General features: G+C 63.1%; 12 protein-coding genes and 1 tRNA gene. 2 read left to right on the top strand and 11 right to left on the bottom strand.

Annotated features, from left to right (window positions below; translation table 11 throughout):
• Positions 1 to 44: 44 nt before the first annotated feature.
• The 11 genes from HMPREF0178_RS08140 to HMPREF0178_RS08090 all read right to left on the bottom strand — a co-directional run bounded on the left by HMPREF0178_RS08140 (position 45) and on the right by HMPREF0178_RS08090 (position 13,633).
• Positions 45 to 1,553 (bottom strand): leucyl aminopeptidase, encoded by a 1,509-nt coding sequence (locus HMPREF0178_RS08140; RefSeq protein WP_009368282.1) that lies wholly within the window; start codon positions 1,551 to 1,553, stop codon positions 45 to 47.
• A gap of 171 nt (positions 1,554 to 1,724) precedes the next feature.
• Entirely contained in the window at positions 1,725 to 3,128 is a 1,404-nt protein-coding gene (locus HMPREF0178_RS08135) for a sigma-54 dependent transcriptional regulator (protein WP_005028030.1), read from the bottom strand.
• 33 nt (positions 3,129 to 3,161) lie between these two features.
• The gene (gene sugE, locus HMPREF0178_RS08130; protein WP_005028029.1) at positions 3,162 to 3,482 is read right to left on the bottom strand and encodes a quaternary ammonium compound efflux SMR transporter SugE; all 321 of its coding nucleotides are present in this window, start codon (positions 3,480 to 3,482) and stop codon (positions 3,162 to 3,164) included.
• Between the two features lie 529 nt (positions 3,483 to 4,011).
• The gene (gene lon / locus HMPREF0178_RS08125; RefSeq protein WP_009368281.1) at positions 4,012 to 6,480 is read right to left on the bottom strand and encodes an endopeptidase La; all 2,469 of its coding nucleotides are present in this window, start codon (positions 6,478 to 6,480) and stop codon (positions 4,012 to 4,014) included.
• Positions 6,481 to 6,768: 288 nt separating this feature from the next.
• Positions 6,769 to 8,025 (bottom strand): ATP-dependent Clp protease ATP-binding subunit ClpX, encoded by a 1,257-nt coding sequence (clpX, locus tag HMPREF0178_RS08120; RefSeq protein WP_009368280.1) that lies wholly within the window; start codon positions 8,023 to 8,025, stop codon positions 6,769 to 6,771.
• A gap of 8 nt (positions 8,026 to 8,033) precedes the next feature.
• A complete protein-coding gene (gene clpP / locus HMPREF0178_RS08115) occupies positions 8,034 to 8,657 on the bottom strand; it encodes an ATP-dependent Clp endopeptidase proteolytic subunit ClpP (RefSeq protein WP_005028026.1) in 624 nt (207 codons plus the stop codon).
• Between the two features lie 178 nt (positions 8,658 to 8,835).
• Positions 8,836 to 10,158 carry a trigger factor gene (gene tig, locus HMPREF0178_RS08110; RefSeq protein WP_009368279.1) on the bottom strand — a complete coding sequence of 441 codons (1,323 nt, stop codon included), beginning with the start codon at positions 10,156 to 10,158 and terminating at the stop codon, positions 8,836 to 8,838.
• A 99-nt stretch (positions 10,159 to 10,257) separates the two neighbouring features.
• Positions 10,258 to 10,340, bottom strand: a tRNA-Leu gene (locus HMPREF0178_RS08105).
• 72 nt (positions 10,341 to 10,412) lie between these two features.
• The gene (locus tag HMPREF0178_RS08100; protein ID WP_009368278.1) at positions 10,413 to 12,194 is read right to left on the bottom strand and encodes a sigma-54-dependent Fis family transcriptional regulator; all 1,782 of its coding nucleotides are present in this window, start codon (positions 12,192 to 12,194) and stop codon (positions 10,413 to 10,415) included.
• Positions 12,195 to 12,950, bottom strand: a complete 756-nt coding sequence (locus HMPREF0178_RS08095) for a polyphenol oxidase family protein (protein WP_009368277.1) — start codon at positions 12,948 to 12,950, stop codon at positions 12,195 to 12,197. It lies immediately after the preceding gene.
• A complete protein-coding gene (locus HMPREF0178_RS08090) occupies positions 12,941 to 13,633 on the bottom strand; it encodes a 5-formyltetrahydrofolate cyclo-ligase (protein ID WP_009368276.1) in 693 nt (230 codons plus the stop codon). The genes HMPREF0178_RS08095 and HMPREF0178_RS08090 overlap by 10 nt, the downstream gene beginning before the upstream one ends.
• A gap of 124 nt (positions 13,634 to 13,757) precedes the next feature.
• Between HMPREF0178_RS08090 and HMPREF0178_RS08085 the strand changes: the two genes are divergently transcribed.
• Entirely contained in the window at positions 13,758 to 14,498 is a 741-nt protein-coding gene (locus tag HMPREF0178_RS08085) for a metallophosphoesterase (RefSeq protein ID WP_009368275.1), read from the top strand.
• A 275-nt stretch (positions 14,499 to 14,773) separates the two neighbouring features.
• Positions 14,774 to 15,234 (top strand): hypothetical protein (locus HMPREF0178_RS21975; RefSeq protein ID WP_009368274.1); only part of this gene is annotated, 461 nt, incomplete at its 3' end.

Here is a 15,234-nt window from a genome sequence, read left to right as displayed (position 1 = left end):
GGGAAACCTTTCTCCAGAAAGGTTTCCCCGCCCCTCCCCAACTACTATTTATTCTCCGCCAGCTCGATCAGCGTGCGGACGGCGAAACCGGTGCCGCCCGCGGGGCAGTTGGGGATTCTGCGGGTGACGAACCCGGGCCCGGCGATGTCGAGATGCGCCCAGCTCCCGTCGAAGGTGATGAACTGCTTGAGGAATACGGCGGCGCTGCTCGCCCCGCCCGCCCGCGCTCCGGCGTTGGCGAAGTCGGCGGTTTCGCTCTTGAGCAGTTCAAAATAGCGGTCCCAGAGGGGCAGGGGCCAGTAGGGCTCGCCCACGATGTCGCCGAAATCCTTGATGCGCTGGGCAAGGGTGGCGTCCTGGCAGAACAGGCCCGCCACGTCGTCGCCGAGGGCCACGACGCACGCGCCCGTGAGGGTCGCCACGTCCACGATCATGGAAGGGTTCCAGCGCTGCTGCGCGTAGGTCAGGGCGTCGCAAAGCACAAGGCGCCCCTCGGCGTCGGTGTTGACGATCTCCACGGTCTTGCCGCTGAGGGTCTTCACCACGTCGCCGGGCCGGGTCGCGCGGGCGTCGGGCATGTTCTCGGCGCAAGCCATAAGGCCGATGACGCGGCGGGGCGTTTCGAGCTGGCCGAGGGCTTCGAACAGGCCCATGACCGCAGCCGCGCCGCCCATGTCGCCCTTCATTTCCCACATCCCGGCGGCGGGCTTGATGGAGATCCCGCCGCTGTCGAAGGTGATGCCCTTGCCCACCACGATGAGCGGAGCTTCGTCGGCGTGCCCGGCGGGGGCGTGCTCAAGGATGATCAGGCGCGGATCGTTGACGGAACCGGCGGCGACGGCGGCGAACGCGCCCATGCCGAGGGAAACGATGTCCTCGCGTTCGAGCACTTCGCAGTTCATATCGTGGCGGCGGGCGAGCTTGCGGGCTTCTTCAGCCATGTCTTCCGGCGTGAGGCTGTTGGCCGGGGTGTTGGCGAGGTTGCGGGCGAGGATGACGGCTTCGGCATGGGTTTCGCCGCGCCGGGCGGCAAGGCGGGGGAAGTCCGGCACGTTGGCGTCGCAGAACAGGAGGGCCAGCCAGCGCGGATCGGCGTCTTCGGGCTCTTTGGACTTGAACGCCTTGTTGCGCCACAGGCCGAGCATGGCGGCGCAGACGATTTCTTCAATGGTGCGCTCGACATCGGCGTTGAAGCGGGCCAGCCCGGAAACGGGGAGGGCCAGCGTGTCCACGCCAAGTTCGCGGCAGCGGAGGGCTGCGGCTCCGGCGCCCTTGCGGAGTTCCTCAAGCGTTTCCGCATACGTCAGTGCGTCGAGCTTGCCGAGGCCGACCACGACGGCGCGGGACAGAGGGTGCGCGGGAGGGCCGTAGAGGAGGCCCATTTCGCCTTTTTTCCCGTGGAAGTCGCGCATTCCCGGCGCGATGGACATCCACGGCGCGGCGTCCAGCAGTTCGGGGTAGGCTTTTTCCAGTTTCTCGTCTTCCGACAGGAACACGATCACCGCGTCCGCTGACCAACTTTCCGGCCCTCCGGCCTGAAAACGCAATTCCATTGTAAACGCTCCTTTGGGAAGAGGCATTGGGGAAGGGAGAGAAAAACTCCCAGAGAAAGGGCTTTTCTCTCCCCGCCTTAAACCCCGTCCTGTTCTTTCCTAAGGCTTTTGTGTTTGTAGGCTCCGGTGGAGCCTTTTTTCCTCGCTGCCGAAACGTGGGCAACGGGGGCGCTACTCCGAAGAAATCCCGTATCCTTTCAACTTGCGGTGCAGGTAGCTGCGCTCAAGGCCGATGGTCTCGGCGAGCCTTGTGATGTTGCCGCCGCATTCGTGGAGCTTCGCCTCAAGATAGCGGGCCTCGAACACGGCCCGGGCCTTCTTGAAATCAAGATCCGGGCCCAGCACCGCGGATTGTGGCAGGAACGCGGGTTCGCAGGCGGCGGAAGCTGCCTCGGCAGACGGCTCCGGCTTGCCCTGCGGGGTCATTTCCGGCGGGAGATCCACGGGGAGGACAGTCTTGCCCCCAAAGAGGATCACCATGCGCTCCGCGAAATTGCGCAGTTCGCGCACATTGCCGGGCCACGGGTAACGGCGGAGGCGTTCCATCGTTTCCGGCGCGTAGACGGGCGCTTTGCAGGCGTGCACGCGGCACAGGCGTTCCGTGAAGGCCGCCAGCAACAGATCGAGGTCTCCCCCGCGCTCGCGCAGGGGGGGCAGGTGCAGCGGGACCACGCGGAGCCGGTAGTACAGGTCTTCGCGGAACGTCCCGGCGGCAATGGCCTCCTCAAGGTTTTTGTTCGTTGCGGCGATGACCCGCACATCCACCTTGATGGTCCGCGTGCCGCCCACGCGCTCGAATGACTGCTCTTGAAGGATGCGGAGGATCTTGGCCTGCGTCTTCAGGCTCATGTCCCCGATTTCGTCGAGGAACAGCGTGCCGTTGTTCGCCATTTCGAAGCGTCCGGCCCGGGCCTGATCCGCGCTGGTGAACGCGCCCTTTTCATGCCCGAACAACTCGCTTTCGATGAGCTCCTCGGGAATGGCGGCGCAGTTCACCGCAATCATGGGCGCATCGGCGCGCCGGCTCCCGGCGTGCAGGGCGCGGGCGGCGAGTTCCTTGCCCGTGCCGTTTTCTCCGGTGAGCAGTACCCACACGTCCGTGGGGGCGACGCGGGCCAGCAGTTCCTGGAATTTGAGCATGACCGGGGACTGGCCGATGAGTTCGTCCTGTTCGGGCAAAACGGTACGGAGCACCTGATTTTCCCGGCGCAGGGAACCCGCTTCAAGGGCGCGGGCCGCGACGATGACGACCTTTTCCAGAGAAAGGGGCTTTTCGATGAAATCGTAGGCCCCTTGCTGGATGGCGCTGACGGCGGTCTCGATGGTTCCGTGCCCCGAGATCATCACGACGGGCAGATCGGGATGGTTCCCCTTGAGGCGCGCCTGCGCGGTGAGGCCGTCCATGCCGGGCAGCCAGATGTCGAGGAAAACGAGATCCGGACGTTCCGCGTCGGCGACCTCAAGCCCTTCCTCGGCGGTGGCGGCCTCAAGCACTTCGTACCCTTCGTCCTCCAAAATGCCCCGGAGCGAGAACCGGATGGGTTCCTCGTCGTCGATGATCAGAATGCGTGCCATACCGTTTCACCCTTGTTCATTCACAATATGCCGTTATGCATCGGAAAGCAGTTTCAGCCCGGCGATGCCCGCGAGGATCAGCCCGATGCACAGAAGGCGCGCCGGGGATGCCGATTCGCCGAAAAGGACGATGCCGAGCAGCGCCGTGCCCACAGCCCCGATGCCCGTCCAGACCGCGTAGGCGGTGCCGATGGGAAGGTGTTTCAGGGCCGAGGCCAGCAGGAAAAAGCTCAGGGCCATGAGGACAAGCGTCGCCACCGAAGGCCAGAACCGCGTGAACCCGTGGGAACTCTTTAAGCCGATGGCCCAGCCTACCTCGAGCAATCCGGCCAAAACAAGCAGAAACCAGTGCATACATTACCTCGCCATGTTGTCGAGGCCGTCCCCGGTTCGTAAGCAGCCGCAGGGCCGTCCCTGCGGTTTGGAATATTGGAGAAAGGCACGGGGGAGGGGGCTTTTTATAAAAAGCCCCCTCCCCGAACCCCCTCCCGCAACAATTTTGACTGGTGGGGAGGGAACCCGGAGGGAGTCCCTTCGCATCAAAAAACAAGGCTGTATCGCAGTAACCGATTGATATTCTATTTCATGTAATCCAAGATAAATACTGAGGAAACCTTTTCGTCGTTGGGCTTGCCAACAAATGCCTTCAAAAAACTCAACGAAATCAATTACTGTAAGCTTGCGCCAATCAAATGCCGTGCAAAGCTAAATTCTGGGGGCGCGGAACCGGGGGACGTGCGCCAAGAGCTTGCCCTTCAAACCACTTCCACCCTTCATCGACCCTTACGAAAGTCTTGGGAGGCGGAGGGGTGGGGTTTGGGGAGGGGGAGGAGGGACCTTTCTGGAGAAAGGTCCCTCCTCCCCTCCCCAATTCTCTCACTGCCTACTGCGCCGTCGTCACCGCGGGCTCGTGATGGCGGCGGAGGGACTCGATAAGGGAGGGGCAGTCGCTCTTGTCCCAAATGGCGTCCTCGGGCGCGTCGAGGGCAATGGGGAGCACCTCGTCCACATGGTCCACGAGCTCGATGCGCAGCGTCTGGAGGATCTCGTCAGGCACTTCCTTGAGATCCTTGGCGTTGTCGCGCGGGATGATCACGGTCGCCATCTCGGCGCGGCTGGCGGCGAGAAGCTTTTCACGCAGGCCGCCGATGGGCAGCACACGTCCGCGCAGGGTGACTTCGCCGGTCATGGCCACGTCATGCCGCACGGGGATGCCGAGCAGGGCGGAAACGAGGCTCGTGGTGATGGCGGTGCCCGCCGAGGGGCCGTCCTTGGGGGTCGCGCCTTCGGGGAAGTGCGTGTGGATGTCGATCTCGCTGTGGAAATCGGGCTTGAGCCCCAGCGCCGCGGCCCGGGAACGTACATAAGAAAGCGCCGCCTTCGCGGACTCGCTCATGACTTCGCCGATCTTGCCGGTGGTGGCCACATTCCCCTTGCCGGGCATGATCACCGTTTCTACATTGAGCAGCACGCCGCCCACGCCCGTATAGGCCAGACCGTTGACCACGCCGACCTTGGGGGACTTTTCGTTCTCGTCCATGCGGTACTTCTTCACGCCGAGATAGGTTTCCAGATCCTCCGGCGTAATGGTCACGCACTGGTCGAGGTTGTCCTCTTCCACCAGCTTGATCGCGGTTTTGCGGCACAGCGCGCCGATTTCGCGTTCAAGGCTGCGGACCCCGGCCTCGCGCGTGTAGGAACGGATGACCTCGGTGAGCGTCTCCTCGGGCAGGGAGATGTTCCCGGGCTTGAGGCCATGCTCCTTGATCTGGCGCGGCAGGAGGAAGTCACGGGCGATGTGTTTTTTCTCTACTTCGAGGTAGCTGGAAAGCTCAATGATTTCCATACGGTCCTGAAGCGGGGCGGGGATATTGTGCAGCGAGTTCGCCGTGGTGATGAAGAACACCTTCGACAGATCGTAGTCGATGTCGAGGTAGTGGTCGTTGAACGTCTTGTTCTGCTCGGGGTCGAGCACCTCCAGCAGGGCGGACGCGGGATCGCCCCGGTAATCGGAGCTCATCTTGTCGATTTCATCGAGGCAGAACAGCGGGTTGCTGGACTTGGCGCGCTTGAGGGCCATGATGATCTTGCCGGGCATGGCGCCCACGTAGGTGCGCCGGTGGCCGCGGATTTCGGCTTCGTCGCGCACGCCGCCGAGGGACAGGCGCACGTATTCGCGCCCCGTGGCCGTGGCGACGGAGCGGGCCAGCGAGGTCTTGCCCACGCCGGGAGGCCCGACGAGGCAGAGGATGGGACCTTTGAGCGCGTTGGTGAGCTTCTGGACGGCGAGGAACTCAAGGATGCGCTGCTTGGGCTTCTCAAGGCCGAAATGGTCGGCGTCGAGGATGGCGCGGGCCTCGGGAATGTCGATGCTGGTTTCCCGCATGTCATTCCACGGCAGTTCCAGAATCCAGTCCACATAGTTGCGGACGATGGCGTATTCGGCGGAGGCCGGGGCCATCATGCGCAGCTTCTTGAGCTCGGACATGCCCTTTTCACGGGCTTCCTCAGGCATGTTCTTGGCCTTGAGCATCTGCTCAAGCTCCGCGATCTCGGCCTGCGGATCGTCTTCGCGGCCCATTTCCTTGTTGATGGCCTTGATCTGCTCAGAAAGATAGTATTCCCGCTGGTTTTTATCCATCTGGTCTTTGACGCGGCTCTTGATGCGCCGTTCCATCGAGACCCGTTCCATCTCGGTATTCAGGAACTCGTAAACTTTTTCAAGGCGCTGTCCGGGATCGGCCAGCTCCAGCGCTTCCTGCTTTTTGGGGTATTCGATCTTGAGCAGGGGGAGGATGGTGTCGGCGAGCTGTCCGGGATCGCGCAGGGCGGAGACGGCGGAAAGGATCTCCGGAGTGAGTTTTTTGTTGGTATGGGCGTATTCCGCGAGGATTTCCTTTGTGGCCCGTACCAGCGCTTCGGTTTCCGGGCCGTCATTGCGCATGATGGGCAACGGCGTGACCACGACCTTGGGGAAGGCATCCGTCCCGAACGGGTTTTCCTGATCTTCGGGCGTCAGAGGCCGCCAGCTGATGCGGTACAGGCCCTCGAAGAGCACCTTGATCGGGCCTTCAGGCAGCCTCATGTACTGGAGCACGCGCCCGACCACACCAACGGCATAGAGATCCGCCGGATCGGGCTTTTCCAGTTCGGGTTCGCGCTGCGTCACGAGGCAGATGCGCTTGCCGTAGTCGTTCACGGCGCTTTCGATGGCCTTGATCGAGGCTTCGCGGCCCACGAGGAGGGGCATGATCGAGTGCGGCGACATGACCACCTCCCGCAAGGGCATGAGCGGAAGCTCGAATCCCTCCAGTGTTGCATTGCTGGTGATGGTGTCGTTCGTTTCGTTCATGCTTGCTCCTTTAGAAGGTAACGGAACCGGGGAGGGGAGAAGGAATCCTTCTGAAGAAGGGATTCCTTCTCCCCTCCTCTCATCTTCCCAAGGCTTTTAACGGCCCCTAGCCCGGCTTCGTATGCCGCGACGGGCCGTATGGAACTCTTTATATTGCAACAGGAAACGCCTGCCGCGCTCCCTCCCCGCCAGCCGAAAGTTTTTGGAAGGGATGGGGGGGGCGTGGGGGGAAGGGAGAACCCTTTTCCAAAAGGGTTTCCCTTCCCCCCACATTCTTTTCTGCAAACCTTACGAAGCGATGTGCGCTTCGGTGTCGTAGATGTACAGCGGCGGGGCCTTCTTTTCGATGACCGCGTCGTTGATCACGCACTCCTTCACGCCGGGCATGGAAGGAAGCTGATACATGATGTCGAGCATGACGCTTTCCATGACGTTGCGCAGGCCGCGCGCGCCGGTCTTGCGCTCGATGGCCCTGTGGGCGATGGCGCGCAGGGCGTCGGAGGTGAAGCGCAGGGTCACGTTGTCGAGTTCGAACAGCTTCTGGTACTGCCGGGTGAGGGCGTTCTTGGGCTCGGTCAGGATACGGACGAGGTCGTCCTCGCCGAGATCGTCCACGTGCGTCAGGACCGGGATACGGCCCACGAATTCGGGGATGAGCCCGAACTGCACGAGGTCGGCGGGATGCACCTGTTCGAGGAGCTCGCCGAGGGTGCGCTCCTTTTTGGTCTCCACCTTGGCCCCGAAGCCCATGCTGCCGCCGCGCATACGCTGCTCGACGATCTTGTCCAGGCCGATGAACGCCCCGCCCACGATGAACAGGATGTTCGAGGTGTCCATGCGGATGAATTCCTGCTGCGGGTGCTTGCGGCCGCCTTTGGGAGGAATGTTGGCTTCCGTGCCTTCGATGATCTTGAGCAGCGCCTGCTGGACGCCTTCGCCGGACACGTCGCGGGTGATGGACGGGCCGTCTGCCTTACGGGAGATCTTGTCGATTTCGTCGATGTAGATGATCCCCTTGCGGGCCGCTTCAAGGTCGTAGTCGGCATTCTGAAGCAACTGGACCAGAATGTTTTCCACGTCTTCGCCCACATACCCGGCCTCGGTCAGCGTGGTGGCGTCCGCGATGGCGAACGGCACGCGCAGGACGCGGGCCAGCGTCTTGGCGAGGAGCGTCTTGCCGCTTCCGGAGGGGCCGACAAGCAGGATGTTGCTCTTTTCGAGCTCCACATCGTCGCTGCCCCTGAGGGCGTCGGCATAGAAGACGCGCTTGTAGTGGTTGTGCACCGCCACGGCGAGGATCTTCTTGGCCTCATCCTGCCCGATGACGTATTCGTCGAGGCGGGCCTTGATTTCCTGCGGGGTGAGCAGGCGTTCGTCTTCGCGGACCTGCTCGATGGCGTTCTGAGCCATCATTTCGTTGCAGGAGGCGATGCACTCGTCGCAGATGTGCACGCCGTCCGGCCCGGAGACGAGCTGGTTCGCCTGCGTTTCGGTTTTGCCGCAGAAAGAGCAGCGGGGTTCGTTCGGGGGAGTGGTATTGGGCATCTCTCTTCCTATTCGGACTTTTCGGCGAGGAGGTCACGGCGGGAGGCGAGAACCTTGTCCACCAGACCATAGGCCTGCGCCATTTCGGCGGTCATGAAGTTGTCGCGTTCGGTATCCTGGGCGATCTTTTCGATGGGCTGGCCGGTATGCTTCGCCAGCAGCCCGTTGAGGGTCTCGCGCATACGCAGGATCTCGCGGGCATGGATGTCGATGTCGGTGGCCTGTCCCTGGAATCCGCCGAGGGGCTGGTGGATCATCACCTGGCTGTTGGGCAGGGCGTAGCGCATACCCTTCTGCCCCGCGCTGAGGAGGAAGGCTCCCATGCTGGCGGCGCGGCCCATGCACACGGTGGCGATGGGCGGGGTGATGTAGTTCATGGTATCGTAGATGGCCATGCCCGCCGTGACGGAGCCGCCGGGGCTGTTGATGTAGAGATAAATCTCTTTTTCCGGGTCCTGCGATTCGAGGAAAAGCAGCTGGGCGCAGATGAGGGACGCCACCGCGTCGTTGACCTCGGAGCCGAGGAGCACGATGCGGTCTTTCAGCAGGCGGGAAAAAATATCATAAGCGCGTTCGGTGCGGCCCGACGTTTCGACGACGATGGGCACCGTCATATCAAGAATATCTTGCATACTGTCTCCATATGATAATTGGGCATCAGGGCTTTCCCCGTCAGATAAGCACGATTGCGCCGTTGTCTCGGGATGAAGCCATAAAAACGGGAAATAGCACAGGGCCACCATACAATAAAGAGGGGAGTGCGGACACTCCCCTCTCCTCATTTTTCCAAAAAAGCGGGCGGAAAACGGACTAGTCCGCGTTCTTGGTCTCGCTCAGGCTCACGGCGGGGACTTCGTTGATCTTCGCCTTGCTGTAGACCATTTCCAGAGCCTTGTCAGCGAGGATGCGGTCGCGCAGTTCATAGATCAGGCCGCTCTTGTGATAGGCTTCGCTGACCTTCTTGTAGTCCTGCTGGGCGCGCATGGCCATGCCGTAGATGGCCATTTCCACTTCCTGATCGTTGACGGTGATGTTTTCCTTCTGGGCGAGGGCCATCAGGAACACCTGGGGACGCAGGGTTTCGAGGGCTTCCTTCTTGGCTTCTTCGCGCTTTTCTTCCTGAGCCTGGTCCTTGCGGAGGTCGTCAATGCCCATGCGCTGGAGCTTCATGGCCTGTTCCTGCACCACGCGCTCGACGCGGGCGTTCAGCATGGAATCGGGGATTTCGAAAGAAACCTTTTCAAGGAGGCCGTCGATGAGCTTCTTCATGGCTTCGCTGCGGGCGGCCTGAGCCTTCGTAGCGGAAACGTGCTCGACGATGGAGGCCTTCATCTTTTCCAGGCTTTCCTGGCCGACCTTCTGAGCGAACTCCTCGTTCACTTCGGGCTTCTGGCTGGTCTGGATCTTGTTCACCTTGATGGTGAAGATGACGGTCTTGCCGGCCAGCGGCTTGTGGGGGTAGTCGGCGGGGAAGTTCACGGGGCCGGTCTTTTCTTCGCCGGCCTTGGCGGTCTTCACGAGGGCTTCGAAATCGGGGAGGGCCTGGCCCTGGCCGAGGGCCACGCCGAAGTTTTCGCCCTGCACGTCGTCGATCTTGTTGCCTTCCTCATCGGTGCCGGAGTAGTCGACATCCACGGTGTCGCCGTCCTGTGGCAGGCGATCTTCGGTTACTTCGGTAAGTTCCGCCATGCGGCCGCGGAGGTTTTCAATGATTTCGTTCACGTCGTCGTCGGACACGTCGGCCTTGGCCTGATCGACTTCGAGGCCTTCGTAGTTGGGGAACTCGATTTCGGGCAGCACGTCGAAGGTGACGTTGCACTTGAATTCGGTATCGCGGGCGAAGGCGTCATGGTTGTCCATTTCCATGCTGGAAACGGGGGTCAGGCCGGATTCCTTGAGGGTCTTCTGGAGGAGGCCGTTGATCTCGTCCTGCGTGGCGCGGGCGTACACGTCTTCGCCGAAGCGCTTTTCCACTACGGACGCGGGGACTTTACCCTTACGGAAGCCGGGCAGGGACAGATCCTTCTGGAAGCCCTTGACGGCGGTGTTGATAGCGGCGTTCACATCATCCGCGGTCAGGGTGAAGGCGATCTTTTTCCGGGTAGGGGAAAGGTTTTCAACGACAAATTCCATGGGGATTCCCTCCTTAGGGGAGCCGACCTGCTCAAGGGCGGACGGACGAACTTTTTATCAATCAAAACACGAGGGTTATGAATGCACCGGAAGGCTTTCTGGTGCGAGAGGGGGGAGTTGAACCCCCACGGAAATCCGCTGGATTCTAAGTCCAGTGCGTCTACCAATTCCGCCACTCTCGCCAGTCGGCACACAAAGGAGGGACTCTACTGCGAAATCCCAAAAATCGCAAGTTCCATCCTGTTCAGGTGGGGTTAGGTGGTACGGGAGAGGGCCGCCGCTTCGTCCTCATACTCCTTCAGTTTCCTGTAGAGCGTGGCGACGCCGATGCCGAGGGCGGCGGCAGCGGCTTTCTTTCCGGGCGTGTCGTCCCCGCAGCGGCGGACGGCGTCCAGAATGGCGTTGCGTTCCAGATCGCGGAGCGGGGTGATCCCGCCGGGCGGGAGGGGGGCGGAGGGTGAAGGCGCGGAAGAGGGCAAGGCCCCGCGCACGGAGGCGGGGAGCATGTCAGGATGCAGGACCCCGCCGGACGGGGCCATGTTGACCATAAACTCCATCACATTCTCGAACTCGCGCACGTTGCCGGGCCACGGGTAGGCGGAGAGGGCCGCGGGCATGTCCGGGCCGAGCGACGGGACCGGCTTGTTGAACCGGGCGCTGTAGCGGGCGAGGAAGTGGGACGACAACAGCTCGATGTCGCCGTGGCGCTCGCGCAGGGGCGGCACCTGCAGCGGGATCACGTTCAGGCGGTAGAAGAGATCCTCGCGGAAACGGCCTTGGCGCACCGCTCCGGCAAGATCTTCGTTCGTCGCCGCGATAATACGGATATCCACCTCAATGAGCCGGTTGGAGCCGAGGCGGGTGAAGGCCCGTTCCTGCAGGACGCGGAGCAGCTTCACTTGCAGGTAGAGCGGCATGGTGCTGATTTCGTCGAGGAACAGCACGCCCTTGTGGGCCAGCTCGAATTTGCCGATACGCCCCTTGGCGCTCGCGCCGGTGAACGCGCCGCCCGTGTAGCCGAACAGCTCGCTTTCGAGCAGGGCGTCGGGGATGGCCCCGCAGTTGATGCCGATGAAGGGCTTGTCCCGGCGGCCGCTGGCGGCGTGGATGGCCCGGGCGACGAGTTCCTTGCCGGTGCCGGATTCGCCGGTGACGAGGACCGTGGACGTGGAGCCGGCGATCTGGCGGATTTGATCTTTCAGCTGGAGCATGGCGGGCGAGCGCCCGATGAGGTTTTCGACGCCGGAAAGGGCGTCCCCGAGAGAAGAGACGCGATCCGCCATGCGCGGCAGGGACTCGAAGGTGAAGACCGTGGCAAAATGGTAGTCCGACGGCACGAGCGGGGTCATCTGGCCCATGAGCGTGTGCTTGCGGCTCCGGGCGGTGACCACGAATTCCTCGAGATCCGAAAAGGATTCCCCGGTCCGTTTGAACTGCACGTCCGTGGGCAGGCCGTCGTCCTTGAGCCCGAGATCACGGCGGGCGATGTCGTTCAGATAGGAAATGCCGCCCTTGGCGTTGAAGATGACGATGCCCCGGCTGTTGATTTCGAGAATCCGCAGCATGATGTCGAGGAATGACCGGGCGCGGAGCAGGTCGGCGTGGTCGTGGAGCTTGTGCAGGATGAATTCCGCGCAGCGCTCAATGAACTGGACGTACACGTCCTTGTGCTCAAGGACACGGGCGCGGTCCTCGTCGGTGGAGCAGACGAGCCCGATGACGCCGAGCACGTCGCTGCCGTCGATGATGGGCGTGCTGATGGAAAGGGTTTCGCGGCAGAGGTCGCGCCCCGGGCAGCGCGTGCAGATGAAATGCTCGCGGGGCGCCTCCATGACGAACGAGCGCCGGATGCGCATGACGTGGCGGTAGGTTTCGCCCTCGGCGCGGATGTTTTCCCCGACCCCGGAGGCATAGAGGCCCGTCCCGGCGAGGCGGTTCAGGCCCGCGTCCACGACTTCCACGTCCACGCCGACCACGCGGGCGATGAGTTCCGCATAGTCGGCCACCGTATCCCGGATGTCCAGCAGCATGGGCATTCAGGCTATCCAGATGACGTTGGCCTGACGCCCGCAGATCCCGTCCCGGCGGTAGGAGAAGAAGCTGTCCGGCATGGACGCCGTGCACAGATCGAGGCCGAAGATGCCTTCGTCCGGCAGGCCCGCCTCCAGCAGCTGATCGCGGGTCAGCCGCCAGAGGTTCATGGTCTTGTCGCGGGCGTTGAACCAGTTGGCGAAATCGGGGCCCCATTCCTTGCCGTAATTGACGAATTCCGAGCGCTGCGGGCCGAGGCTCGGGCCGCGCACGGCGAGCAGATCGCGGGCGTCGAGGCCGTAGCGCCCGCAGAAGGCCGCGATGCCGGATTGGAGGAAACGCAGGCGGTTGCCGCGCCAGCCGATGTGGAAGGCCGCGATGTGGCGCCCTTCCTTGTGCGCGACGAGGACGGGCTGGCAGTCGGCGGTCTTGATGATCAGGCCGATGCCGGGTTTGTCCGTGGCAAGGCCGTCCCCTTTGGGAAAGGCGGGCGGCTCCACGAACCGCTCCAGCGGCGAGGGCGGGGGATCGAAAACGAGCGTATCGCCGTGGATCTGATCGAGCTCGGCGATTTCGGCAACCTCAAGAGATGCGGCGAGATCCAGCCGGTTGGCCGAGACGCGCAAGGGATCGTCCCCTACCGTATAGGCGATGTTCCCGCCCCCATAGGGCCCTTCCGAAACGCCCCAGTCGCGGGTCTGGAAGGCGCAGCGGACGCCCGGGACGCCGGGAAAGGCGAAGGGGATGAAGCTCAGAGCCATATGAGTTCCTTTTCGGTAGCGTAACCGTGCATGGGGATGTCCAGAGGCCCGGCGGGAAATGCGGCGAGCTGGAAGGAGTGGACCAGCGCCAGCCGCTTCGCGCCGCCCCAGCCGGGCAGGGCGAGCAGGCGGTCGTAGAAGCCCTTGCCGTACCCGAGGCGCGTCCCGGCGGGGCTGATGCCCACGGCGGGGACCAGAATCAGATCCGGCAGCCGAAGAGACGCATCCGTCCCGGAAGGCGGGACGAAGGTTCCGGCGGCGTCCTGCTCCCATCCCGTGCGGGGCAGGGGTACGCACGCGGGGCCGGGCTCGGAGAGGCCGAAGGCGCCGGGCGTCAGTTCATCATAGCCCCGGCACAGGACGAATTCCATGATTCCTTCGCCCTCGCTCGGCGGGAGGCAGCGGGGCAGGAGCACCTGTTTGCCTTCGGCCCACGCACGTCTGATAATTTCATCGGTGGAGATTTCGTTCCGCACGGCGATATACATGGCGACCGTACGGGCGTCGCGCCACTCGGGGAGGGCGAGGACACGCCGCTGGACGGCGGCGGAATGGCGTTCCCAATCGGCGGGGGCAAGGGCTTTGCGGGCGCGTATCAGCTCGGAACGCAAGACATTTCTGTCCGTGACGGCGTGGCCGGAGGGCGTACCCGTCACGGAAGGGGAGGTCGGGGGAAGGGACATGGCGCACCTTTGTCAAACCTGAAACAATAGGTTAGGGTACGAAAGATCAGTGAAGTGGAATCCCTTGCAGGGAAAGGCAAGCCGGTATACCCTGCAACCCCAACAGTACAAGGAAGTTGCCGACATGCCAAGCGCCCAGCCTCTTTCGTCCTTTGCGGTCCCCGCTTCCGGAACTTCCGGTGCGGCGGCCCCGTCCTCCGGGGTCCGCACATGGATCGTCATGGGCGATCTTCACGACAAGGCCGCCCGGCTTGGCGAAATCCAGGGGCTGGAAGAGGCCGACGGCATCATCGTCACCGGCGATCTGACCGTCACCGGCGGCGCGGCGCAGGCCCGCAATGTGCTTGAGAAGCTCACCCGCTACAATCCCGTCATTTACGCGCAGATCGGCAACATGGATCGCGCCGAAGTCACGGACTGGCTTGCCAAGCAGGGATGGAATACCCATTTATGCGTACGTGAGCTGGCTCCCGGCGTCGCGCTCATGGGGCTTGGCGGCTCCACGTTCACGCCGTTCGGTACGCCGAGCGAATTTCCCGAGTCCCGCTTTGCGGACTGGCTCGAACACATGTGGAGGGAGGCCCGGACGTATCGCCATGTGGTGCTTTCCGTGCATACGCCTCCGCATGACACGCTGTGCGACATCGTCGGGGACGGAATCCACGTTGGTTCCTCCGCCGTACGCGACTTCATTCTGGACGCGCAGCCTGATGTGTGCCTGTGTGGACACATCCATGAATCCCGCGCCGTGGATCGCCTCGGACGCACCGTGCTGGTCAATCCCGGCGCGTTTGCGACGGGCGGCTATGCCGTCCTGCGGCTTGCGGGGGACGACCTGTCGGTGACGCTTCACATGCTGGACTGACCGGTTCGCCCGGATCGTCGCTTCCCCGCCCGGACCGCTGGCCTGTCCGTGCGCAGGGGCATTTGTCACCGCCGGAAAAATTTTTTGGAAACCCGCGTCTTGCGGCCTCGCCCGCCCTCCGTATTCTCCGGAAAGGCTTTCTCCCGGCGAGGCCCGTATGCATGGGGCTCCTTCGGAGACGCCGAGCGAACGGCGCGTCCGAGCCCGCGATTTTTGCGGCCGCCCGCGCCAGCCGGACGGCACCCCGATACTTTTTTGTTTTTTTGAGGAAACATATGACCGATTCTGAAAAGATCGCAGCCCCGGCGGAACAGCCGGCTGCGTCCGAAAAGCCCATGTCCGCCGTTGCGGATGCCGTTGAAACCCCTTCCGACTCCGCTCCCGAAAAGAAGCCCCGCCGTCCGCGTCGCAAGAAGCCTGCCGTGGAACAGGCCACGCTGGAACTTTCCGCTCCGGAGAACGCCGTGTCGGCGCAACCCGCGGAGGAACAGGCCGTGTCGGCCTCGTCCGCGCCCGAGGCTCCCGCACGGAAACGCTCCGCGCCGAAGCAGTCTGCGGCGAAAACAGCCCGGAAACAGTCCGAGCAGCCGAAACAGCCTGTTGAGGCGCCTGTGGAGCCGAAGCAGCCTGAGCAGCCCGTGTTGACCGAACATCCCGTTCAGATTCCCGCCGTCGCCGCTTCCGTACTGCCCGCCGAGGCGGTTGCGTCCGCCGTTCCCGCCGTGTCCGAACCCGC

The organism is Bilophila sp. 4_1_30 (assembly GCF_000224655.1).
Taxonomy (GTDB): Bacteria; Desulfobacterota; Desulfovibrionia; order Desulfovibrionales; family Desulfovibrionaceae; genus Bilophila; species Bilophila wadsworthia.
Note: the sequence above shows the minus strand (reverse complement) of the source record. Positions and strands in the feature narration are given on the sequence as shown.

Bases quoted from the DNA above. Each gene is read 5' to 3' on its own strand.
- HMPREF0178_RS08140 (WP_009368282.1), bottom strand. From the start codon at position 1,553: ATGGAATTGCGTTTTCAGGCCGGAGGGCCGGAAAGTTGGTCAGCGGAC.
- HMPREF0178_RS08135 (WP_005028030.1), bottom strand. From the start codon at position 3,128: ATGGCACGCATTCTGATCATCGACGACGAGGAACCCATCCGGTTCTCG.
- sugE (WP_005028029.1), bottom strand. From the start codon at position 3,482: ATGCACTGGTTTCTGCTTGTTTTGGCCGGATTGCTCGAGGTAGGCTGG.
- lon (WP_009368281.1), bottom strand. From the start codon at position 6,480: ATGAACGAAACGAACGACACCATCACCAGCAATGCAACACTGGAGGGA.
- clpX (WP_009368280.1), bottom strand. From the start codon at position 8,025: ATGCCCAATACCACTCCCCCGAACGAACCCCGCTGCTCTTTCTGCGGC.
- clpP (WP_005028026.1), bottom strand. From the start codon at position 8,657: ATGCAAGATATTCTTGATATGACGGTGCCCATCGTCGTCGAAACGTCG.
- tig (WP_009368279.1), bottom strand. From the start codon at position 10,158: ATGGAATTTGTCGTTGAAAACCTTTCCCCTACCCGGAAAAAGATCGCC.
- HMPREF0178_RS08100 (WP_009368278.1), bottom strand. From the start codon at position 12,194: ATGCCCATGCTGCTGGACATCCGGGATACGGTGGCCGACTATGCGGAA.
- HMPREF0178_RS08095 (WP_009368277.1), bottom strand. From the start codon at position 12,950: ATGGCTCTGAGCTTCATCCCCTTCGCCTTTCCCGGCGTCCCGGGCGTC.
- HMPREF0178_RS08090 (WP_009368276.1), bottom strand. From the start codon at position 13,633: ATGTCCCTTCCCCCGACCTCCCCTTCCGTGACGGGTACGCCCTCCGGC.
- HMPREF0178_RS08085 (WP_009368275.1), top strand. From the start codon at position 13,758: ATGCCAAGCGCCCAGCCTCTTTCGTCCTTTGCGGTCCCCGCTTCCGGA.